The sequence below is a fragment of the Planctomycetota bacterium genome, assembly GCA_026387035.1.
Lineage (GTDB): Bacteria > Planctomycetota > Phycisphaerae > FEN-1346 > FEN-1346 > JAPLMM01.
The window spans coordinates 1-22,297 of record JAPLMM010000156.1 but is presented as its reverse complement, the minus strand read 5'-3'; the positions used below and the strand labels follow the sequence as shown (position 1 = coordinate 22,297).

Here is a 22,297-nt window from a genome sequence, read left to right as displayed (position 1 = left end):
CCCGATCGTCCGCCTGACGCCCGAGGTGCCGTTCCCCGAGACCGAAGCCTGGCCGACCTGCTATTACGCCAACCCCTGGCCGCTTTCCGAGGAGCACTTCCTGGTGGGCTGGAGCGACCGCAAGCTTCCGCCGCACTGCCGCGTCGACAACACCGAGCAGAATCCCCTCAACGCCCTGGGCATCTACCTGTACGACGCCTTCGGCAACCTGAACCTCGTGTACCGCGACCCGGCGATCTCGAGCGCTAACCCCATCCCCGTCCGCCCGCGGCACAAGCCGCCCGTTTACGCCGACTCGGTCGCCTGGGACGGCACCCAGGAAGGATGCTTCCTGCTCCAGGACGTCTACGCGGGACTCCCCGGGGTGCCGCGCGGCACCGTGAAATGCCTGCGCATCGTCGGCGTGCCGCCCAAGGTCCAGCCCCACATGAACCAGCCGAACCTGGGCGTCTCCTCGGAAGACCCCGGCAAGTTCCTGCTCGGGACCGTGCCGGTGGAGGAGGACGGGTCGGCCTATTTCCGCGTGCCGAGCGGCATCTCCGTGTTCTTCCAGGCCGTCGATGGCGACGGCCTGGCGGTCCAGACCATGCGGAGCCTGACGTACGTCTGGCCGCAGCAGACGCTTTCCTGCGTCGGGTGCCACGAATCGCGCGAGGCGGCCCCGGCCAGCCCCGGCCGTCATCCCCGGGCGGCGCTGCGCGAGCCGTCGAGACTCGCCCCCGGGCCCGAAGGCTCCTGGCCGCTCCGGTTCGACCAACTCGTCCAGCCGGTCCTCGACAAGGCTTGCGTCTCCTGCCACCGGCCGGACAGCGCGAGCGAGAAGGCGGCCCGGTTCGACCTGACGGTGGCCAAGGCCTATGATAGCCTGCTCTCCTTCGGCGGAAAGGACCTGCGCCAACTGGCCTTCGAGCGGGACCGCTCGGTCGTCGGCGAATGCACGGCCCGCAAGAGCAGGCTCTGGGCCCTGCTCAAGGACGAGAAAGGCCACGAGGGCGTCCATCTGGACGCGGAGGGCCTCCGGCGCCTGGCCCTCTGGATGGACCTCTACGCCCAGAGGCAGGGCCACTTCAGCGACCGCCAGGAAGAGCAACTCCGCGAACTCCGGCGGCAGTGCGCCGCCCTGCTGGCGAAGTGACGCCCGCGAGTGGCGGCCGACCTGTCGGCTTATGACGCCGCCGACGGTCGGAATGACGCGAAGGCCGACGGCCTCAAGGTCATTCGCGGCGGGTCGTTCTATGATCGGCCGGCCTGGGTGCGGTCGGCGCTGCGTTCGGCCTACGAGCCGTACCAGGCCGTGTTCGACGTGGGCTTCCGTGTGGTGTGCGAGGCCGATGCGGCGAAGGCCCCGGCGAACGTTGCACGCGCCGAAAAGTGACGGTCCGGCGCTGGGCGAGGAAGCGAGACGACAGACATCGTGAATGTGGGAAGCCGAGCCTCGTAATAGGTCCAGATGGGTGGAGAGGAGCCAAAGATGCGGATAAGCATGCAGCGTGACGTCGGAAGAAATCGCGGCCCGCGCGCCTTTTTTGTAGCGGGTTTTTTCGCGGTCGCCGGGGCGGCGGGGTGGATCGTTCTGGCGGCGGCGGGCGGCGGAGCAGGGGGGGCCGCGTTGGCGGCGGAGGCCGCCGGCCCGGGCGAGTACCTGTCGCCTGTGGCCCTCGTTGCGTCGCAGGATGGCCGCACCCTGTATGTTGCCGAGGCCACGGCCAGACGGGTCGCGGTCTTCGATACGGCCTCGGGGAAGGTCACGAAGGAGATCCCGCTCGCGGATCCCCCTGCCGGGCTGGTGCTCGCGCCGGACGGGAAGCGGCTCTATGTCGCCGGCGCGTCGCCCGAAGGCAAGGTCCACGTCATCGACACGCAGGGCTTGAAGGTCGTCGAGAGCCTGTCCGCGGGACACACGCCGACGGCGCTCGCCATAAGCCCGGACGGCAAAAGGCTCTACGTCTGCAACCGCTTCAATGACAATATCGCCATTGTCGACCTTTCGACCAAGAAGGAGGTGGCGAAGGTCGCCGTGACGCGGGAGCCTATCGCGGCCGCGATCACGCCGGACGGCAAGTGGCTCGCGGTGGCCAACCATCTGCCTTTCGGCCCGGCGAGCGGCAACTATGTGGCGGCGGTCGTCTCGATCATCGCCGCCGACACCGGCCAGGTTGCCGCTGCCGTCCAACTGTCCGACGGGTCGACGGGCCTGCGAGGCATCTGCGTTTCGCCCGACGGCCGATTCGCCTACGTCACCCACATCCTCGCTCACTATCAACTTCCGACGACCCAACTGGAGCGGGGATGGATGAACGCCAACGCGGTCAGCATCATCGACCTGGAGACGAAGAAGTTAGTCAACACCGTCCTGCTGGACAGCGTGGACCTCGGTGCCGCCAACCCGTGGGGCGTCGCCTGCACGGCGGACGGCAAGTTCCTCTGCGTCGCACACGCCGGCACCCACGAAGTGAGCGTCATCGGTCTGGCGGCGCTTCACGACCGGCTGGCGAAAGTCGCGGCCGGCCAGAAGGTGACCGATGTCTCCTCGTCGCCCACCGACGTGCCGAGCGACCTGGCTTTCCTCGTCGGCCTGCGGGCACGCTTGAAACTCCAAGGCAAGGGCCCGCGGGGCCTCGCCGTGGTCGGAGGCAGAATCTACGCCGCGGAGTATTTCTCCGACAGCCTCGGCGTGGTGGACATTCAGCCCGGCGCGCGGGTCGAGGCCATGTCCATTCCGCTCGGGCCGGTCCGTCCGATGACCCCCGTCCGCAAGGGCGAGTTGTTCTTCAACGACGCGGCGCTCTGCTTCCAGGCGTGGCAAAGTTGCGCCAGTTGCCATCCCGACGGCCGGGCCGACGCCCTCAACTGGGACCTCCTGAACGATGGGCTGGGCAACCCGAAGAACACGAAAAACATGCTGCTGGCCCATCGCACGCCGCCGTCCATGATGTCGGGCATCCGCGCGAACGCCGAGGTGGCCGTCCGCTCCGGCATCCGCTTTATCCAATTCGCGATACGCCCCGAAGAGGATGCCGTTGCCATTGACGAGTACCTGAAGAACCTTACGCCCGTGTCCAGCCCGCACCTGGAGAATGGCAAACTGAGCGCCGCCGCCGAGCGGGGCAAGCAGGTCTTTGAGTCCGCCGGCTGCGCCTCCTGCCATCCGGGCGACCTGGGCACCGACCTAAAGAAACATGACGTGGGCGCCGGGCCGGACCAGAGGGGGATCAAGGAATTCGATACGCCGACGCTGGTCGAAGTGTGGCGGACCGCGCCGTATCTGTTCGATGGCCGCGCCGTGACCATGCTGGAGGTGCTGACCAAATTCAATCCCAAGGATACGCACGGGGCGACGTCGAAACTCTCCAAGCAGCAGATAGACGACTTGGCCGAGTACGTTCTCTCGCGCTAAGTTGGCCGCCGCCTGGGGAGCGGCCGGAAAAGGAAGCCGCCCATGGCACAACGTGGAGCCCCTCCGAAGGCGACCGTCCGCAAGGCGATCTCGCCCTACCTGAAGGTGATCACGCTCGCGAGGCCGGGGTTGGACGAACTGTTCATCACCGCCACGCCGCGAAACGGCGGCGACTTCCATAGGATGTTTGAGAACGTGTACCGTGCCGTCCGGGAGGCCGGCGCCACGATCGTCGCCAAGGACGTCTTCGGCATTCCCGCGGCGGAGAAGGCGGGCCTTGAGGCCCTCCACGACGTCTGGGGCGAAGTCAACTGGCCCGTCACCTGGCTCGACGAGGGCGGCAGCGCGGGCATGGCCCTGACGGGCGTCCAGGTCCTTGCCGTCAAGGGCGTCGAGGTCGAGCGCATTCGCCTCCAGGGCCGCGTCGTCGGCAGCGTCTTTGACGACGGCTTTGCCAGGCACTGCTGCCTGGGGGACTTGCGGGCGTCGGACATTCAGTCGCCGCGCGAAGCGCAGGCCTGTCAGACGTTCGAGTTCATGGAAACGGCTCTGCGGGCGGCCGGCATGGACTTCTCGAACGTCGTCCGCACCTGGCTGTACGTGGACGGCATTCTCTCGTGGTACGGCGAATTGAACGCCGTCCGGAACCGATTCTTCCGCGAGCGGAGCGTCTTTACGGGTGTCGTGCCGGCCAGCACCGGCGTCGGCGGGGCCAACGCCGCTCGTGCGGTCCTGACGGCCGATGCCTATGCCATCGCACCCCACAAGAGCGCCGTCCGAATCACGTCCATCCCGTCGCCCCTCCAGTGCCCGGCGCTCGAATATGGCAGTTCCTTCAGCCGGGCGGTCGAGATGGACATGCCCGACCACAGGTACTTGTGGGTTTCGGGGACGGCCAGCATTGACCTGCAGGGCGAAACGGCGCACGTCGGCGACGTGGGGGCGCAAATTGATCTGACGATGCGGGTGGTGGAGGCGATCCTCGAATCCCGCAGAATGGGCTGGGACGATGTCAGCCGCGCCGTCGCCTATGTCAAACAAGGCAAGATGGGAACCGTCTTCCAGAAGTACTGCGAGGAAAAAGGGCTTCAGGACCTGCCGGTCGTCACGACCGAGAACGACATCTGCCGCGACGACCTGCTGTTTGAGATCGAGGTGGACGCGCTCTCGACCTCCTGATATGCGAACGGGCGCCGGCGATGACGCGTTCAGCGTCGCCGAGGCGAGCCGTCGGGTTCGCCGCCGGGCAGGTTCTCATCCTGCCCCGCTGAACGCGCAGAGGTCTTGGCGCAATGAAAAGGGCCGCCGGGAAAGGCAGCCCTCGTGATGGCTGGTAGCGGGGGCAGGATTCGAACCTGCGACCTTCGGGTTATGAGCCCGACGAGCTACCTGACTGCTCCACCCCGCGATCCTGTACTTATCTTATCGGGCGAACGGCTCCCGTCAAGCCCAATCTCTTTCGGCATCGCCGGCATTCTCACGATGCGGCCTTTGGATTCGCCTTATGCGGCGCCCGACCGCTCACCCCTCCGGGGTCTAATACGGCGCTTCGTCTTCTTCGCCTGCCGCCACGCCCGCCGCTCCGTACGGCGCCGCCTCAGCCGGCCCCGGACCTTCGCGCGGCGAGAACGGCTCGAACCGCGTGTAGTGCCAGAGCCACGTCAAAGAAATTTTCCCCATCGGCCCGTTCCGTTGCTTGGCAAGGAGGAGGTCCGCCGTCCCTTTGACTTTCTCATATTCCTCCGATCCGGGAACACGGCGCATCTCTTCGCGATGGAGGAGCATGACGACGTCGGCGTCCTGTTCGATGGCGCCGGATTCGCGGAGGTCCGACAATCGCGGCATGCGTTCCTCCTGTTCGCTCTCGCGGCGGAGTTGCGAGAGGGCCAGAACCGGGACGTTCAGTTCCCTTGCCAGCGACTTGATGCCCCGGCTGATGCTGGCCACTTCGACCTGGCGGTTTTCCTCTCGCTGGCCGGTCGTCATCAACTGAAGGTAGTCAACGATGATCAGTTCGATCTTGTGGCGTGCCACCAGCCGACGCGCCTTCGCCCTCAGGTCGATGATGCGCAGGCCCGGCTGGTCGTCGATGTAGAGGGGCACCTCATAGAGCCTCGACGCCGCGTCCCGCACCTTCGCGGCCTCGTCGTTCGAGAGCGTCCCTTTGCGCAGCCGTTGGCCATCCACCCGCGCCCGCGACGAAAGCAGCCGCAGCGCGAGCGACTCGCGGCTCATTTCGATGCTGAAGAACGCCACCGGCTTTTCGAGGTCCACCGCGACGTGTTCCGCGATGTTCAGGGCCAGGGCGCTTTTGCCGACGCCCGGCCTTGACGCCAGTACGATCATTTCTCCGTTCTGAAGGCCCCGCGTCAGGTCGTCGAGTTCGTAGAACCCTGTCTCGAGGCCCGTGATCGCGCGGCCGCCCTGGAGGTCGAGCGAGTCCAACACCTGGCGCAGGATCGAGCGCACGTTCGCCGCCTCCCCGACGATCTTGCGCTCCGTCACCTCGAAGATGCGCTGTTCCGAGCGGTCCAGGACGTCGTCCACGTCGTCGCCGGCCGTGCGCGCGTCGCGCAGGATGTCTCCCGCGGCCTGGATGAGGCCCCGGAGGAGCGACTTGTCTTTGACGACCCGGGCGTAGTATTCGGCGTTGGCGGCCGACGCCACGCTGTTGTACACGTCCACCAGGTATTGCCGGCCGCCGATCTCGTCCAGTTGCCCCGCGTCGCGGAGCGCCTGCTCCAGCAGCACGCCGTCCAGCGGCCGATTGTTCTCGAATCCCGCCTTGAGGAATCGGAAAAGCGTGCGGTGGGCCGGATGATAGAAACAGTCCTCGTCGAGGTATTCCAGGGAGAGCCCGGTCGCCTCCGGTTCCATCATCATCGCGCCGAGAACGGCCATCTCGGTCTCGATGCTGTGGGGCAGGGCTTTATCGGCCAGCGAATCGTCCGGCATCGTACACCTGGTCTGTGAATCCTAGCGTGCGCGCGGCTTATACCGCATCGGGCGCGGACTTGCAAGCAATCTCGGCGCGGCCGACCCGCACGGGGCAGGGGACTTCCTGCCGCACACCCCTCGGCACGCTACGCCGGCACCACCCAAACATCCACTTGCGCTTCGATCCCTTCCGCCAACCGGATCGGCACTCGGAACTTGTCCAGCGTACGGATCGGTGCCGCCAGCGCCACCTGCTCCGGCTTCACCGGGAACCCTTCCGCCGAGAGCGCGTCCGCAATGTGCTCTTCGGTCACCGACCCGAAAAGGTGCCCCAGTTCGTTCGCCTTGGCCTTGATCGAAACCGACGCCTGGCTCATCCGCTGGGCCAGTTCTTTCAGGCTTTCCAGGTGCTGCTGCCGCTGCTTCTCCCGATCCGTGCGCTCCAGTTCGACGCGCTTGATGTTGGGGGCGTTCGGCTCGACCGCCAGGCGTTTCGGCAGCAAATAATTTCGCGCGTACCCCGCCTTGACTTCCACGATGTCGCCGGCGGATCCCAGGTCGCGCACGTCTTCTCGAAGCAGCAGTTTCATCGCTTGGCTCTCCCTTCGCGGCGCCGAGGCGCCGCCACTCTCGTCAGGCTACGAATGGCATCAGCGACAGGAACCGCGCGCGCTTCAGCGCACGCTGGGCCGCCCGCTGGTGCCGCGCGCAGTTGCCGCTGCGTTTGCGGCTCAGCATCTTGCCGCGAGTCGTCGTCAGTTTTTGCAGCGTCTGCGTGTCCTTGTAGTCGATGTGGGTGACGTTTTCGCGGCAGAAGCGGCACTTCGCCCGGTCACGAAAACGTACGAACTTCTTGCGCTTCTTGGTCTTCATTTTCGTCTTCATCTTCGGTTTGAACCTGGCCACGACTGTCTCCTCTTGGCTCCCCGCAGGGAGGGTTTCTTTCCGCCCGTCGCGTCCGCGCGGGACTAGAACGGGATCGTGTCTTCCCCCACGTCCTGGTTGAAATCGTAATCGGCCGGCTTGCTCTGGTCTTCTGCGCTGGCCTCCTCTTGCGGCTTGGCGTTGGGCTTGGCCTCGCCCGCGCCGCCGCTCGGCCGGTCGAGGAACTGGAAGTTCTCGACCGTGACCTCGTGCTTCGAGCGTTTCTTTCCGTCGGGCCCGTCCCAGGAGCGGAATGTCAGACGGCCCTCGACCAGAATGGCCCGGCCCTTGCTCATGTACTTGGCGAGCGTTTCGGCCTGTCGGCGCCAGGCGATGCAGTCCACGAAGCAGACTTCCTCTCGTTTCTGGCCGTCGGTTCCGCTCCACTGGCGGTTGATGGCCAGGCCGATGTCGCACACGGCCACCTGGTTCGGCGTGTACCTCAGTTGCGGGTCGCGCGTGAGGTTCCCGACAAGAATGACCCGATTGTAATTCGCCATGATCGTGTTCCTTTGACTTCAGTCGCTCTCACGTTTGGGTGGGTTGGGCGGGCGCCGCTTCGGCCGCCGCGGGCTGCTCGCCTCGCGCTTCCTCCAGCCGCCGCGCCACGTCCTCGCGGACGTCGGCCCCGAGTTGCATCCGCATGTCGGACACCTTGAAGTGGTCGGCCCGCAGCACCAGGGCGCGGAGCACCTTCTCCGACAGTTGGCAATCCCGCTCGATGAGGGCGACGGCGTCCCCGTTCTTCAGGCCGAAGAAACTCAGCACGTACGTGCCTCGCTTCCGTGCCGCCACCGGGTACGCCAGTTTCCGCTCGTCCCAGCGCGTCAGCCCGATGATCTCCCCTCCGTGATGCTCCAGGATCCCCGCCAGGTGTTTCGACAGGTCGTCCCACACCGCCGCGTCCGCCGGATCCACCAGGAACATCGCCTCGTACACGCGCGTCTCGGTCGTCTGTGCCATTGCCTCTTACCTGCCTCCTGTTTCCGGGGTCGGCCCGGCCGGATTGAACCGGTTCATGGCCGCCTCTAGTCCTTCGGTCGTCCAGCATTCGGCCGCGTCGGCCGCCCACGTAATCGCTTGGACGATCACCGGCCGCTCCGCTTCCGCAAACGGCGCCAGCACGAAATCCGCCTGCTCCTCGGCCACCGGGCCGGGCCCGATTCCCACCCGTAGCCGGGCGAACGCCTCGCTCCCCAGGTGCGCGATCACCGACTCCAGCCCGTTATGCCCTCCGTCCGAACCCTCCGACCGCAGCCGGATACGGCCCAACTCCAGCGCCAGATCGTCCACCACCACCAGCAGGTCTGCGCTCCCCACTTTCCAGAAGTCCATCAACTGCCGCACCGCGATCCCCGAACGGTTCATGTACGTCAGCGGTTGCGCGAGCACCACCTTCTCCCCGCCCCGGCGCGCCTCCGTCACCCGCGCCTCGAACTTCTCCTTCCAGGGTCCCGCCTCGGCCCGGCCGGCCAGTTCCTCGGCGACACGCCAGCCCACGTTGTGCCGCGTCTCGGCGTATCGCACCCCCGGATTTCCAAGCCCCACGATTAACTTCATGTCCGCCGTTCTCACGCCGCCCGAACCGCTACTCCGGCTCCTCCTTCTTCGGGCGCTTCTCCTTCTTCTCTTCCTCTTCCAACAACTCTTCCTCTTCCTTCTTTTCGCGGCCGATGAGTTCCGGTTCCACCGCCGCCACTTCCGCTTCCGCCGGCGCCGCCACGGCCTCTTCCTTCATCGCCAACGTCAACGTTGCCACGATCGTCTCCGGATCCGTCAGGATGCGGACGCCCTTCGGCGCCTCGAGTTGGGCGACGCGCACTATCTCGCCCACCTGGAGGTGCCCCACCGGCGTGACGAACGATTCCGGAATGTCGGCCGGCAGGCACTCGATCTCGACCGAGTCCAGCGCCTGCTGGAGCACCGCGTGTTCCTGTTTCGGCGCGCCCTTCAGCACCACGGGAACCTCCAGCGTCACCTTCTCGTCCATCGCCACTCGCACGAAATCCACGTGCACGATCTCGCTCCCGAACGCGTCGTATTGCACGGCCTTCACAAGCACGGACTCCTTCTTCCGCCCAACGCGCAACTCGAGGATCCGGCCGGGACGCCGCAGGGTTTCCTCCAGTTCCTCGGAGGGGACCTGAAGCGGCTCCGGCTCTTCCTTGCGCCCGTAGAGAATGGCGGGGACCAGCCCCTCGGCTCTCAGGCGCCGGCATGCCCGGCTCCCGGAGACCTCCCGTTTCTTGGCGTGAAGCGTTTCAGTTGCGGCCGGCACGGATGACTCCTTTCCGTCGCGCCTTCCGGGCGCTCGTCTGGTTTCCCATGTCGAACAGTTCGCTGACAGACTCGTGCAGGTGGATCCGCCGGATCGCTTCCCCCAGCAGTTCCGCCACGCTCAGCACCTTGATGCGCTTCAGCTTCCTCGCCTCGGCGCACAGCGGAATCGTGTCGGTCACCGTGATGGACTGGATCGGCGCCTCCGCCAGACGCGCCATCGATCCTTCGCAGAACACCGGATGCGTCGCTGCCAGGTAAATGTCCCTCGCCCCCCGCGCCTTCAGCAATTTCGCCGCCTCCGACGCCGTCGATCCGCTCGTGATCATGTCATCCACCAGCAGAACGTTTTGCCCCTCCACGCTCCCGATCAGGGCGCCCGCACGCACTTCCCGACCGCTCAGGCGTTCCTTGTCGATGATCGCCAGGTCCCCGCCCAGCATGTCCGCGTACACCCGGGCCATCTTCACGTTCCCGACGTCCGGCGAAACCACCGTCAGGTTCTTCAATTTCAGCCCACGATAGTACCGGGCGATGACCGGCTCCGCCAGCAGGTGATCCATCGGAATGTCGAAGAAACCCTGCACCTGGTACGCGTGCAGGTCCACCGCCAGGATCCGGTCCGCTCCCGCCGTCTCCAGAAGGTTCGCCACCAGTTTCGCGCTGATCGGCACCCGGCCCTCGTCTTTCCGGTCCTGACGCGCGTACCCGTAGTACGGCATCACCGCCGTGATCCGCTCCGCGCTCGAACGGTGTGCCGCGTCGATGAACAGCAGGAGTTCCATCAAGTGGTCGTTCTGCGGCGTGCACGTCGGCTGCACGACGAAGATGTCCCGGCCTCGGACGTCCTCGTTGATCTTGACGAAGGACTCGCCGTCCGGGAACCTCGTAAAGGTCGCCTTCCCCAGCGGTTTCTTCAGGTACTTCGCGATGGCCTCGGCCAGAGGACGGTTCGCGCTGCCGCTGAATACCTTCAGTTGGTCCATTAGTGTTTCTCCCCGCTCCTGCGCCGGTGCGGTTTCGCCGGAACGCCCACGTACGTCTCGCCCGCCGGAACCGGATGCGCCTTCGTCTCGACGAACGCGCCCACCTCGGCTCCGTCCTCGAGCACCGTTCCCGGCCGAAGGTGCGCCAGGGGTCCCACCCGGCACCGCTTTCCGATCCGCGCCGGGCCGTGAACCACCGTGCATGGGCCGATTCGCGTCTCCGCACCCACCGCGACGTCCCAATCAATGTACGTCGTCGCCGGGTCCTCGATCGTGACGCCCTCGGCCATCAGCCGCCCGAGAATCCGCTGCCGCGCCAGCCCCGCCACGACCGCCAGGTCCTCCCGGCTGTTGACGGCCTGGACTTCCTCCGGCTCCGCGGCCGGCACCGCCACCGCTTTGGACCCGCCCTTGGTCAGCAGGCCGATCGCGTCCGTCAGGTAATACTCGCCCTTGGCGTTCTTGTTCGTGATCCGCCCGAGGACCCGCTCCAGCGCCGGCCACCGGAACGCGTAGAACGAAGGGTTCACCTCCTTAATCGCCTGCTCCTTCGCGCTCGCGTCCTTCGCCTCGACGATGCCCTGCAGATTTCCCTTGCGGTCCCGGACGATCCGGCCGAACCACTTCGGATCCTCCAGCACCGCCGTCACCAGCGTCACGTCGGCTTTTTCCTTCTGATGGGCCTCGAGCAGCGCCCGGATCGTCTCCGCCCGCACCAGCGGCGCGTCGCCCACCAGCACCACCAGGTCGCCCTTGAAACCCGCCAGAGCCTCCCGCGCCACCATCACCGCGTGGGCCGTGCCCTCCTGCGGCTCCTGCACCACCCATGTGATGTCCTTGGCGTCGGCGAAGGCCTCCATCACCTGGTCCCGTGCGTGGCCGACGACCACCAGCAAGTCCTCGATGCCCGCCTCCCGGCAGGCGTCCAGCACGTACGCCAGGATTGCCTTCCCGCACACCTCGTGCAGGACCTTCGAGCGCGCGGACTTCATCCGCGTGCTCGTCCCCGCCGCCAAAATTAACGCTTTGGTTGGCCGTTGCATCACGTTCTCGCCTTCGTCAAACCAGCGCTCGCCTTCGGCTCGCGGCTAAGCGTGTTCAACGTCCTGCCGTTACGCAGTCACTCAGTTACTTAGTCACGCAGTCACTTGCTTTTTGGCTACCCGGCCTGGACTCGAACCAGGAATGGGAGGACCAAAACCTCCTGTGTTACCAATTACACCACCGGGTAGCACGCTACTTGCATATCGCTCCGGTGGACGCGCTCGTCACCATCCGCGCATACCGGGCGAGGTAACCGTGGTCAATCCGCGGCTTCGGCCGCTTCCACGCCTTCCGCCGCTTCGCCAGTTCCCCCTCGTCCACCTGGACCTCCAGGAGCCGCTTGGCGATGTCCACGTGGATCCGGTCGCCGTCTTTCACAAGGGCGATGGTCCCTCCTGCGGTTGCCTCGGGGCTGACGTGGCCGATGCACGGCCCTTGCGTCCCGCCCGAGAACCGCCCGTCGGTCGCGAGGTAGACCGAATCGAGCATCCCCAGGCCCTTCAGCGCCGCCGTCGCCGCCAGCATCTCACGCATCCCCGGCCCCCCCGCCGGACCCTCGTACCGGATGACCACGAAGTCGCCCGAGCGGACCTGCTTGCCGAGAATCGCCTTATTGGCCGCGTCCTCGCTGTCGAAGACGCGGGCCTTGCCCGTGAACTTGCGCATCGCGTCCGGGACGGCCGACTGCTTGATGACCGCCCCCTCGGGGCAGAGGTTCCCGCGCAGAACCGCGATGCCGCCTTCCGGATGATACGCCCGGTTGAGCGGCCGGATGAGGTCGTCGCTAGAGACCCGCGCCCGGTCGGCAATCTCGCGGGCCGACAGGCCGCTCACCGTCGGGCAATCGCTCAGCCGGTCCCGCAGACGCTTCATGACCGCCGGAATGCCGCCCGCGTGGTCCAGGTCCTCCATCATCATGTCGCCTGCCGGCCGGAAGTTCGTCAGGTGCGGCGTACGCCGGCTGATGGTGTCGAACACCTCCAGGTCCAGGTCCACGCCCGCCTCGTTCGCAATGGCCATTAGGTGCAGGACCGTGTTCGTCGAGCCGCCCAGCGCCATGTCCACCGCGATGCCGTTCGCAATCGCCGGACGCGAAAGGATCTTCCGCGTCGAGACGCCCCGGCGGACGAGTTCCACGATCCGTTCGCCGGACGCATACGCGATGCGGTCCTTCCTGGCGCTCGCGCAGAGGGCCGACGCGCACCCCGGCAGGCTCATCCCCATCGCCTCCGTGACGCACGCCATCGTGTTCGCCGTGAAAAGCCCCTGGCACGATCCGCCGCCCGGGCACGCCTCGCATTCGAGCGCCGCCAGGTCCTCCCGGCTGATCTGCCCCGCCTTATACCGTCCGATGGCCTCGAACGTGTCATGCACCAGGTCCAGCCGCTCCATCTTGTAGTTGCCGCTGTGCATCGGTCCGGCCGTGACGACGATGGCCGGCAAATCCAGCCGCGCCGCCGCCATCAGCATCCCCGGCGTAATCTTGTCGCAGTTCGTCAGGAGCACCAGGCCGTCCAGGCGGTGGGCCCGCGTGATCGTCTCAACCATGTCGGCGATGAGTTCCCGGCTGGGGAGGCTGTAGTGCATCCCCTCGTGGCCCATGGCGATGCCGTCGCAGATGCCCGGCACCGAGAAGAGCCATGCCACGCCGCCCCCCGCGAAAATCCCGTGCTCGATCCGACGCTCCAACCGCCGCATGTGCGCGTGCCCGGGGATCAGGTCCGTAAAACTCGACACCAACCCGATGAACGGTTTGGCCATGTCCTCCGGCGTCACGGTGCCGGTCGCGTACATAAGGGCCCGCGCCGGCATCCCGGTCAGAGGGTCGCTGAACCACTCCGACGGTCGCTTCTTCGCAGGGGCCTTGCTCGTGCGCTTTGCCATAGAGTTTCTACCGTTTCGCGCGGTCCGCCGGCCCATCCTGCGCCAAGGCCGCGCACAATGCAACCGCTCCGTGTGTTCGCGTACTGCCCGCGAGGGGAAGGACGCGGCTCGTTCGGATCATGGCGTTTCCGAGGCTTGGACCCGAGCAGCCGCTTCGCCCGGACCCCACTCCCATCCGCCGAGGCGGACGGGCCGACGACCCCGTGGGAAACGCATCGTCTGCGTGCTACGCGCCGGAAAGTGTAGCGGACGGGGCAGGGGGTGTCAAGGCCATTTCCACGTGCCAGCCGAAGTCCTAACCGCAAAGGCCGCCACATGCTTCTAACCGCAAAGGGCGCCAAGAGCGCAAAGGACGGCTCTGGATTGGGGAAAGGCAACGGCAAACGGCAACACCAAGGTGTGCCACGGCCGGACAAGCCTGCCCGGAGCAACGCCGAAGGGGCCGGCCGTGGCATACGCCGTGCGGGGCGTGGGATTTGGCTAATGGAGGGCCCTGGAAGCCGCCGAAAAGGAGAAATAGTCAATAGAGGGTCCGGGCCACGGGAAAACTCTGCATGCCGGCATAGGCCGAAACCTCGATTGACCCGCCTTGAGCAGGACAAGCGGGGGCGAGTGCCTTGAAGCGGTTGCACTATTTCACGGCCGGGGCGTTGCCGGTGGTGGGTTACCTGCTCGGGTGGCTGACGCCCGTGTGGGCGGCGATGGCCCTTTCGGCTGGGGCCCTGGTATCCGAACGCCTGACGGTCGGGGCGTTGGCGGCACATCTTTTCCGGCGCGGCACGGACGCCTCGCAGACCGGCCGCGAGCCGACCATCCTCAAGTTCGAAGAGGCGGTGCGCCTCCTCCTCTTGGGGTCCGGGGGCGGGATGCTCGTGGCGGGGATGCCGTTGGGGTGGCTGCCTGTCCTCGCGGCGGGAATCATTGCGCTTCTGGCGGCGCCAGCGGGATTTTCGCTGCTGTTGGTTCCGTATGCGGCGTTGAAGGCGGGCTTGGGAATCTTCCGCCGGTCGGCCGGCAAATCGGAGTCCGCGCTTCCTGCGGTTCGGCGCTGCCTCATCTCGCAGGGTCTGGGTCCGACCTTTTTGCCGTGGTGCCGATGGTGCGGCGTGTCGAGCATCCGCTCGTATTGCACGCTCCAGGCGTGTCTCGCGCTAGGGCTCCTGGTGGCGGTGACGTTCCTGTTGACGTCGGGGCTGGATCCGACGGCGGCGAAGGCGATCATCGCGGTCAGTCTGGTGGGCGTGGCGGGGATTGCGTTGGCGCTATCGGACGAGACGCAGGACCTGGTGCAGAACCTCGGGCGTCTGGAGGAACACCACCGGCACACGGAGGAGCGGTGTCAGTTCTTGAAGCGTCTGGCGCTGGCGAAGAGCGTCGAGGAGGCGGCCGACATTTCCGTGGGGTTCGTGCAGGCGTTGCTGGGGGCGAGGCGCGTCAGCCTGATGTTGCCGGAGGGAGGCAAACTGCGGATTGCGGCGTCGCGCGGGATCGCGCCGGAGGTGGTGCGCCAGGTGGCGGTGCCGGTGGGGGAACGGATCTGCGGGCGGGTGTTCGAGCAGGGCGGCCCGCTGGTGCTGGAGGAAAGCGCGGGGGAGGCGCCCGGCCAGGTGCTGGGGCTGAAAGGCCGGGGCAGTTCCGTGACGTACCCGATCATGTCGGCGCCGATGACGACGGCCCAGCGTCAGGTGGGGGTGCTGAACGCGACGGACAAGCCGGGCGGCCGGTTCTCGGAGCAGGACCTGGCGGACCTGGGGTTCATTGCGGAGGCGTCGGCGATCGGCCTGTCGAACCAGTTGGACCGGCTGGAACTGGAGCGCGTGGACTTCGAGACGATTCAGGCGCTGGCGACGACGGTGGAGGCGAAGGACACGTATGTGCATGGCCACTCGGAGCGGGTGCTGGCGTGGGCCCTGGCCACCGGCCGGGGGCTGGGACTGGAGGAGGAGCGGCTTCAGACGCTCTCGCGCGGGGCGGAGTTGCACGACATCGGGAAGTTGGCGATACCCGATCGGATTCTGCACGCGCCGCGCCGGCTGACGACGGAAGAGTGGGCGATCGTGCGGGAACACCCGACGCGCGGGGTGAGCCTGGTCCGGCACCTGGGGTTTCTGAGGCCGACGCACCCGGTCATTCTGCACCACCACGAGCGGCTGGACGGGTCGGGGTATCCCGAGGGTCTGCGGGGGGAGGGCATTCCGCTGGAGGCGCGGATCATCGCGGTGGTGGACGCGTACGACGCGATGACGAGCGTGCGGCCGTATCGGCGGCCCCTTTCGCACGAGGAGGCGGTGGAAGAACTTGTCCGGTGCTCGGGGGTCCAGTTCGATCCGCGATGCGTCGAGGCGTTCCTCAAGTATATCAGCCATGCGAACATGCCGCGGGATAGCCGCACAGACGCTGAAGCCGTGGTGCACTAGGCGAGGTTACATAAGTTTTGCACGGTGGGTTCGCCGCCCGCCTTGGCGGGCGCTCGGAACAGCCAGCGCCCCGCCCAGCCTTCGCCCTTTGGGCTGCGGCGGGTCTCCGCTGCGCTTCGACAAGCGGGGCGGCGAACCAGTCGCGGCGCGTCAGACGGGCGCGCGGGGCGAAAGGCGTCCCGGGGATTCACTTCGTTCATCCCCGGGCTTTGATGGCGGGCGCCGGGGCGCGGGCCATGGCGTCCCAGTCGGAGGTGTTAAACTTGCACCCCGGGTCGCTTCGGCGCAAATCGCGGAAATAGCCCCAGGCTCGTGCGCGGCAGCCGCCGCAATGGTATTTATAGTCGCAGATGCGGCAATGGCCGGTGCGGTCGTCGCGGTCGCGAAGCACTTCCATCACGGGATGGTTCCAGACGGTCTCGAACGAATCGGTCCTCAGGTTCCCCAGGCGGATGGGCATGAAGACGCAGGGGGTGGCGTCGCCGTCGGGTTGGACGGCCATGTAGCACCGACCTGCGCCGCATCCGCCGACGTATTTCGCCAGGATGCGGGTCATCCGTCCTCCGCCGTGGCCGTAGTGGCCGGTGTTGACGGGTCCGGCGGGGTCGCCGAGTTCCATGCATGCCCGGCCGTACTGGGGGGCGCTGGACATGATGCTGATGCGTCCGCCGGCGAGATATTCCTGGAGGGTGGCGAGCATCTGTTCGCGCTCGGCGGGGGAGAGGTCCTGGTCGGCGACATCGCGCGCGCGGCCGGTGGGGATAAAGTTGAAGGCGTAGAAGGTGTCGACGCCCTCGGCGATGCACCATTCGAGCATGGGTTCCATGTTGCCCAAGTTCCATCGGGTGACGGTCATGGCGACGCCGCACTTGATGCCGGGGGCGCGGACGACGTTACGGATGCCGGCGACGGCACGGTCCCAGAATCCCGGGCTTCCGCGCCAGGCGTCGTGGCGGGCAGGGTCGGTGGAGTCGAGGCTGATTTCGGCGTAGCGGATGCCGGCGGCGACCATCTCGGCGACCTTGTCGGGTGTGAGCAGGGTGCCGTTGGTGGCGACCGTCAGATGCAAGCCGAGGTCGGCGGCATAGCGTGCGACGGGGAGGAAGGCGGGGCTCAGGAGGGGTTCGCCGCCGGAGAAGGCGATCATGGCGACGTCGCGCCGGGCGAGGGTGTCCACGATGCGGCGCTGGTCGTCGAAGGGGAGTTCGTCGTCGGCCCGTCGGCCGGCGTCCTGGTAACAGTGTTTGCAGGCCATATTGCAGGCCTGGGTGAAGTTCCAGACGACCATGAGTGGCGCGACGAAGCGTTGGGGCTGGGTGAGGCCCAATCGTCCGACGCTGCGGACGGTGGCCACCAGGCCGTGGCGCGTCGCGGGGTTGCCGAAGACGCGGCGGCGGAAGGTTTCGCGCGACGAGCCGGTCTTTCGGCGGACGTACTCGGTTAAAGCATAGGGGATGGCGAAGTCGGGGCGCCACCAGCGCAAGGAGCCATCGGCATAGGCCTCGAAGAATCGGCCGAGCCAGCATTGGCCGTCCCGGGCGGACGGACCCCGGGCCGGGTCGGGGTCCTGGCGCGTCATCCAGCGAAAGAGGCGCTGGACGGCCGGGTGGGCGAGGAGGCGTTCGATTTTTTCGGGTTCGGGCATTGGACTCGAATATCGTACGCGCCCGCGCGCGGGGGGGCAAGGGGCGGTTCCATTGCGGATTGCCCTTCGAGAGCCTCAGGGCCCTGAGCAAGGTCGAAGGGCGGATTTCGGATCCGCCGTCGCCCTCTGGGCTATGGCGGGCAGGTTGCGGATTGAAACGACAAAACGGCGCACGGTTAGCCGCGACCCGAAGGGGAGCGGGGGATATTGCGTATTGCGGATTGAAAGACAAGGACGAACGGCAAGGGCATGTCGGGGTCAAAGCGCTTGATTTTGTGCCGCGGCGGGATATCCTGAAGACTTCGGTTGAAGAAACGCGGACTTGGCAGGCGAAGGGGTCAGCGTGGCGAAATCGCTTCTGGTGGTCGGTTCGATTGCGTTCGATTCGGTCCGGACGCCGCACGGCGAGGCGGAGGACGTTCTGGGCGGGTCGGCGGTGTATTTTTCGGTGGCGGCGTCGTTTTTCTCGCCGGTGCGGCTGGTGGGTGTGGTCGGCGAGGATTTTCCCGACGCGTTCCGCCAGGTCCTCCAGTCGCGCGAGATCGACACGGCGGGGCTCCAGGTGGTCGCGGGCGGGAAGACGTTTCGGTGGCGCGGATCCTACGAAGGGGCGATGAACGAGGCCCGGACCGACGAGGTGCATCTGAACGTTTTCGGGGACTTTCGGCCTGCGCTGCCCGAGGCGTTCCGCGATTCGCGCCTGGTGTTCCTCGCGAACGGAAGCCCGGTGACGCAGATGGCGGTTCTGGAGCAGGTCGAGAAGCCGGACCTCGTCGTCGCGGATACGATGAACCTCTGGATCCAGAACGAGCGTGAGGCGCTCGAGGCGCTCCTGGCGCGGATTGACGGCCTGGTGCTGAACGAGGGCGAGGCGCGGATGCTGACCGGCCGGCCGAACCTCGTCCGTGCGGCCGAGGAGGTTCTCGCGCTCGGCCCGAAGTTTGTGGTCGTCAAGAAGGGCGAGCACGGGGCGCTCCTCTTGGCGCGCGAAGGCGAGGGCGAGAGGATGGCCGAGGGACGACTCGTCTGCCCCCTGCCGGGGTTCCCGTGCCCGGAAGTGCGCGATCCGACGGGGGCGGGCGATTCGTTCGCGGGCGGCCTGATGGGGCACCTGGCGCGGATCGGCAAACACGACTTCGCCTCGCTTCGGCGGGCGATGGCCTATGGGACGGTCGTGGCCAGTTTTACGGTCGAGGATTTCAGTCTGCGGCGACTGGAGGGCCTCTCGCTCGAGGAAATCGAGGACCGGCTGCGGCAATACAGCGACATGTTGCGGCTGGGGTAGGGGCAACGCGGAACTCAAAAACAAGGCAACAGGCAACAACGTTCTCGCGGCGTGTGCTGTTAACGCCCGCAGATGAGTCCCGGTTTTTCGGGACGAATCTGCGGGACCTCTTCCGCGAAGGCGGAAGGGAAGCGGGCGATTGGAGATTGGAGAGTCAGGATTTGATATTTAAGATTTAAGATTTGAGATTGAACGTTGGGAGGCGGGCGGATGGCGAAGGCGGTTCGGACGTTCATCGCGATTGAGTTGCCCCAGGAGGTCCGCGAGTACCTCGAGTCGCGGCAAACGGATCTGGCGAACGCGGGCGGCGACGTGAAGTGGGTCCGCACGGACGATATTCACCTGACGCTTGTCTTCCTCGGCAACGTGCCGGTGGAGGAGATTGCCGCGGTGGCGGCGGCGGTGCGCGGGGCGGCGGCGTCGATGGGTCCGATTCGGCTCCGGGCGGGCGGGGCGGGGTGCTTTCCGCCTCACGGCAGGCCGAGGGTCGTCTGGATCGGCATCGAGGAGCCGACGGGTGCGCTCGCCCGGCTCCAGGGCGCCGTGGCCGGGGCGACGGAGCGGTTTGCCGAGAAACCCGAGCGGCGGGAGTACAAGGCGCACCTGACCGTTGGGCGCGTCCGCGGCGGGCGCGGGGCGGAAGAGTTGAGCGAGGCGGTGGCGGCGCTGGCGGACGCCAAAGGGCCGGAGTTCGAGGCGGCGGAGGTGGTGATCTTCGAGAGCGTTCTGGCGCGCGAGGGGCCGATGTACATGCCCCTGGCTCGGGTTCCGTTTGGAACGCCTGTTTGAACCGCAAAGAACGCAAAGAGCGCAAAGCAAGAACAGGGGAACGGCACGGGAAAAGAATCCACGGCGAGGACAAAGGGGAAAAAAGTGGAACAGCAAGAATCACAGCAACAACGACAAGGCGAGAAGCCGCAGAAGCGGGAGGATGCGCTTTCGAAGGAGATTATTGGGGCGGCGATAGAAGTGCACCGCCACTTGGGGCCGGGCCTGCTGGAATCGGCGTACGAACAGTGTCTGGCGCACGAACTGGCATCGCGAGGAATCCCATTTGAACTACAAAAGCCGGTGCCTGTCGTGTATAAGGGGATTCGTCTGGACTGCGGTTTTCGGCTGGACATGCTGGTCGCCGGAAACGTGGTGGTTGAAGTCAAGGCGGTGGAAGAACTGACGCCAGTGCACGAGGCCCAGGTGCTGACGTACCTGAAGTTGACGGGTTGCCGACTGGGCTTGCTCTTGAACTTCAACGAGCGGCGGATGGCGGACGGCATCCAGCGCGTCGTTCTGGGCCTTTGACCGGAGCAGGGCTTTGCGTTCTTTGCGTCCTTTGCGGTTAAAAAGGAGCGTACCGATGGCGAAGAAGAAATCGGAAAAGGGCGCGGTGGCGTACATCGAGGGCGTCAAGGAACGCCGGGCCACGCTGGAGCGCGTCGTCTCGCAGATCGAGAAGCAGTTCGGCAAAGGCGCACTGATGACGCTGAGCCCGGAGCAGCAGACGGCCGTGCCGTGCATCCCGACGGGGAGCCTGGGCCTGGACATCGCGCTCGGGGGGCGCGGCCTGCCGCGCGGACGGGTGGCGGAGTTCTACGGCCCGGAAGCGTCGGGGAAGACGACGCTGGCGCTCTCGCTTATCGCCAACGCGCAGCGGCTGGGGGGCGTGGCGGCGTTCATCGATGCGGAGCACGCCTTCGACGCGTCGTGGGCGAAGCGGATCGGCGTGGACCTCGTGTCGCTGCTCATCAGCCAGCCCGACACGGGCGAACAAGCGCTCGAGATCTGCGACCTCCTCGTGCGCAGCGGGGCGGTGGACATCGTCGTCATTGACTCGGTGGCGGCCCTCGTGCCGCGCGCCGAAATCGAAGGCGAGATGGGCGCCCAGCACATGGGCCTTCAGGCGCGGCTCATGAGCCAGGCGCTTCGGAAACTCACCGGCTCCATCGCGCGGAGCCGGACGGCCGTCGTCTTTCTGAACCAGATGCGGATGAAGATCGGCGTGATGTTCGGCAACCCGGAGACGACGCCGGGAGGGCGGGCCCTGAAGTTCTACGCCAGCGTGCGGATCGATCTGAGGCGGATCCAGGCGATTAAGAGCGGCGAGCGCGTCATCGGCAGCCGGACGCGCGCCAAGGTCGTCAAGAACAAGGTCGCCCCGCCGTACCAGAACGCCGAGTTTGAAATCCTCTTCGACCGCGGCATCAGTTACGAGGGGGACCTGCTGGACCTGGCGACCGAGACGGGCGTCATCGAAAAGACGGGCGCGTGGATGTCGTACGGAGACGTTCGCCTCGGCCAGGGTCGGGAATCGGTCCGGCAATTCATCGAACAGAATCCGGACCTGGCGGCCGAGATGCGCGAGAAGGTGATTGCCGCCAAGGGCGCAGGAGTGGTGGGCAAGGCCGGTGCGGCAGCGGCCGGCGAGTCGGCCGGGGAGAGCGAGGCCGACGCGGGCGAATCGGAAGGCGAGTAAACGCCCCGGGAGATCGCGATGAAGGGTCCGAAAGTCTGTCTGGCGGCGGCGATCGGCGCCGCGCTCGTCGCGCTGGCGGCGGGCGGGGCGCGAGCGGCCCCGGCGACGGAGACGCCTGACCGCGCGGCGGCGCCGAGCACGATGGACGTTGCGCGCGGCGTCGAGCAGGCCATTCAGCGGGCGGCCGAACGCGTCGGCCCGGCGGTCGTCAACCTGGGCGTCGTCCGCGAGATGGCGGCCGGGCCCTGGAGCGAGGAAGGCGGCGCCATTCCGGACGGGCTTCCCGACGAGTTGCGCGGGCGCATGCGCGAGTATTTCGATGAACTGCGCCGCCGCGGCGAGCGCCAGCCGTTCCGCGCCCAGGGGAACGGCTCCGGGTGCGTCATCTCCGAGGACGGGTTCATCCTGACGAGCGAGCACGTCGTCCGCGACGCCACCGAAATCATCGTGACGCTGGCGGGCGGAAAACATTACCGGGCCCGCGTCGTCGGGTCCGACCCGCGGCGGGACCTGGCGGTGATCCGCATCGAGGCGACGGTTCTGCCGGTGGCGGAACTCGGCGACGCCTCGGGCCTGGCGCGCGGGCAATTCGTCATCGCGCTCGGGAGCCCGTTCGGTTTCGGGCGCGACGGCCAGGCGAGCCTCTCGTTCGGCATCGTGAGCGCGACGGAGCGGGCGATTCCAGGCGTCGGGGCCGAACTCGACCGCTACTACGGAAACCTGATCCAGACGGACGCGGCCATCACTCCGGGCAACTCGGGCGGACCCCTGGTGGACCTGGAGGGAAGAGTCGTCGGCGTCAACGCCGTCATCTCGAGCCGCGGCGGGACGAGCGAAGGCGTCGGCTTCGCCGTCCCCATCAACGAGCAGACGCGGGCGATCATCGAACGTTTGAAACGCGGCGAAGCGATCGTTTACGGATTCCTCGGCATCGAGATCTACGAGGTGACGGAGGTCGAGGCATTGGAGTTCGGCGCCGAGGCGGGGCGGGGGGCGTTCGTCTCCAGCGTCCTCGCAGATACGCCCGCCGC

Annotated in this window: 21 protein-coding genes and 2 tRNA genes; 10 read left to right on the top strand and 13 right to left on the bottom strand. The window is 66.8% G+C overall.

Annotated features, from left to right (window positions below; translation table 11 throughout):
- The 4 genes from NTX40_05410 to NTX40_05395 form a co-directional block, all read left to right on the top strand.
- Positions 1-1,135, top strand: a 1,135-nt coding sequence (locus tag NTX40_05410) for a hypothetical protein (GenBank protein MCX5648519.1), incomplete at its 5' end; no start/stop codon positions are given.
- Positions 1,136-1,144: 9 nt separating this feature from the next.
- Positions 1,145-1,375 carry a hypothetical protein gene (locus NTX40_05405; protein ID MCX5648518.1) on the top strand — a complete coding sequence of 77 codons (231 nt, stop codon included), beginning with the start codon at positions 1,145-1,147 and terminating at the stop codon, positions 1,373-1,375.
- A 96-nt stretch (positions 1,376-1,471) separates the two neighbouring features.
- On the top strand, positions 1,472-3,397 hold the full coding sequence (locus NTX40_05400; protein ID MCX5648517.1) for a beta-propeller fold lactonase family protein: 1,926 nt from the start codon (positions 1,472-1,474) through the stop codon (positions 3,395-3,397).
- Positions 3,398-3,439: 42 nt separating this feature from the next.
- Positions 3,440-4,576 carry a RidA family protein gene (locus NTX40_05395; GenBank protein MCX5648516.1) on the top strand — a complete coding sequence of 379 codons (1,137 nt, stop codon included), beginning with the start codon at positions 3,440-3,442 and terminating at the stop codon, positions 4,574-4,576.
- A gap of 152 nt (positions 4,577-4,728) precedes the next feature.
- Here the strand turns inward: NTX40_05395 and NTX40_05390 are convergent.
- The 12 genes from NTX40_05390 to ilvD all read right to left on the bottom strand — a co-directional run bounded on the left by NTX40_05390 (position 4,729) and on the right by ilvD (position 13,449).
- Positions 4,729-4,805 (bottom strand) — tRNA-Met (locus NTX40_05390).
- Between the two features lie 128 nt (positions 4,806-4,933).
- Entirely contained in the window at positions 4,934-6,352 is a 1,419-nt protein-coding gene (dnaB, locus tag NTX40_05385) for a replicative DNA helicase (GenBank protein ID MCX5648515.1), read from the bottom strand.
- Between the two features lie 128 nt (positions 6,353-6,480).
- Positions 6,481-6,924, bottom strand: a complete 444-nt coding sequence (rplI, locus tag NTX40_05380) for a 50S ribosomal protein L9 (GenBank protein ID MCX5648514.1) — start codon at positions 6,922-6,924, stop codon at positions 6,481-6,483.
- Between the two features lie 43 nt (positions 6,925-6,967).
- Complete coding sequence (gene rpsR / locus NTX40_05375; GenBank protein MCX5648513.1) at positions 6,968-7,240, bottom strand: 30S ribosomal protein S18; 273 nt, start codon at positions 7,238-7,240, stop codon at positions 6,968-6,970.
- A 62-nt stretch (positions 7,241-7,302) separates the two neighbouring features.
- Positions 7,303-7,758 carry a single-stranded DNA-binding protein gene (locus tag NTX40_05370; GenBank protein MCX5648512.1) on the bottom strand — a complete coding sequence of 152 codons (456 nt, stop codon included), beginning with the start codon at positions 7,756-7,758 and terminating at the stop codon, positions 7,303-7,305.
- A gap of 28 nt (positions 7,759-7,786) precedes the next feature.
- A complete protein-coding gene (rpsF, locus tag NTX40_05365; GenBank protein MCX5648511.1) occupies positions 7,787-8,221 on the bottom strand; it encodes a 30S ribosomal protein S6 in 435 nt (144 codons plus the stop codon).
- A 6-nt stretch (positions 8,222-8,227) separates the two neighbouring features.
- The gene (gene pth / locus NTX40_05360) at positions 8,228-8,818 is read right to left on the bottom strand and encodes an aminoacyl-tRNA hydrolase (GenBank protein ID MCX5648510.1); all 591 of its coding nucleotides are present in this window, start codon (positions 8,816-8,818) and stop codon (positions 8,228-8,230) included.
- A 28-nt stretch (positions 8,819-8,846) separates the two neighbouring features.
- Positions 8,847-9,536 carry a 50S ribosomal protein L25 gene (locus NTX40_05355; protein ID MCX5648509.1) on the bottom strand — a complete coding sequence of 230 codons (690 nt, stop codon included), beginning with the start codon at positions 9,534-9,536 and terminating at the stop codon, positions 8,847-8,849.
- The gene (locus NTX40_05350) at positions 9,520-10,521 is read right to left on the bottom strand and encodes a ribose-phosphate pyrophosphokinase (GenBank protein ID MCX5648508.1); all 1,002 of its coding nucleotides are present in this window, start codon (positions 10,519-10,521) and stop codon (positions 9,520-9,522) included. The genes NTX40_05355 and NTX40_05350 overlap by 17 nt, the downstream gene beginning before the upstream one ends.
- Positions 10,521-11,564 carry an NTP transferase domain-containing protein gene (locus tag NTX40_05345; protein ID MCX5648507.1) on the bottom strand — a complete coding sequence of 348 codons (1,044 nt, stop codon included), beginning with the start codon at positions 11,562-11,564 and terminating at the stop codon, positions 10,521-10,523. The genes NTX40_05350 and NTX40_05345 overlap by 1 nt, the downstream gene beginning before the upstream one ends.
- 113 nt (positions 11,565-11,677) lie before the next feature.
- Positions 11,678-11,752, bottom strand: a tRNA-Gln gene (locus NTX40_05340).
- Positions 11,753-11,757: 5 nt separating this feature from the next.
- Positions 11,758-13,449 carry a dihydroxy-acid dehydratase gene (gene ilvD, locus NTX40_05335; GenBank protein MCX5648506.1) on the bottom strand — a complete coding sequence of 564 codons (1,692 nt, stop codon included), beginning with the start codon at positions 13,447-13,449 and terminating at the stop codon, positions 11,758-11,760.
- A 617-nt stretch (positions 13,450-14,066) separates the two neighbouring features.
- Here ilvD and NTX40_05330 point away from each other — a divergent pair.
- On the top strand, positions 14,067-15,866 hold the full coding sequence (locus tag NTX40_05330) for an HD domain-containing protein (protein ID MCX5648505.1): 1,800 nt from the start codon (positions 14,067-14,069) through the stop codon (positions 15,864-15,866).
- A gap of 196 nt (positions 15,867-16,062) precedes the next feature.
- Here the strand turns inward: NTX40_05330 and NTX40_05325 are convergent, their stop codons facing one another.
- On the bottom strand, positions 16,063-17,511 hold the full coding sequence (locus NTX40_05325; GenBank protein MCX5648504.1) for a radical SAM protein: 1,449 nt from the start codon (positions 17,509-17,511) through the stop codon (positions 16,063-16,065).
- Positions 17,512-17,854: 343 nt separating this feature from the next.
- On the opposite strand from NTX40_05325, the gene NTX40_05320 reads away from it, so the two are divergent.
- The 5 genes from NTX40_05320 to NTX40_05300 all read left to right on the top strand — a co-directional run.
- Complete coding sequence (locus NTX40_05320; protein MCX5648503.1) at positions 17,855-18,796, top strand: PfkB family carbohydrate kinase; 942 nt, start codon at positions 17,855-17,857, stop codon at positions 18,794-18,796.
- 210 nt (positions 18,797-19,006) lie between these two features.
- On the top strand, positions 19,007-19,585 hold the full coding sequence (thpR, locus tag NTX40_05315) for an RNA 2',3'-cyclic phosphodiesterase (GenBank protein MCX5648502.1): 579 nt from the start codon (positions 19,007-19,009) through the stop codon (positions 19,583-19,585).
- Between the two features lie 84 nt (positions 19,586-19,669).
- Entirely contained in the window at positions 19,670-20,095 is a 426-nt protein-coding gene (locus NTX40_05310) for a GxxExxY protein (GenBank protein MCX5648501.1), read from the top strand.
- A 55-nt stretch (positions 20,096-20,150) separates the two neighbouring features.
- The gene (gene recA / locus NTX40_05305; protein MCX5648500.1) at positions 20,151-21,266 is read left to right on the top strand and encodes a recombinase RecA; all 1,116 of its coding nucleotides are present in this window, start codon (positions 20,151-20,153) and stop codon (positions 21,264-21,266) included.
- An 18-nt stretch (positions 21,267-21,284) separates the two neighbouring features.
- On the top strand, positions 21,285-22,297 hold a 1,013-nt coding region (locus tag NTX40_05300; GenBank protein MCX5648499.1), incomplete at its 3' end, for a trypsin-like peptidase domain-containing protein.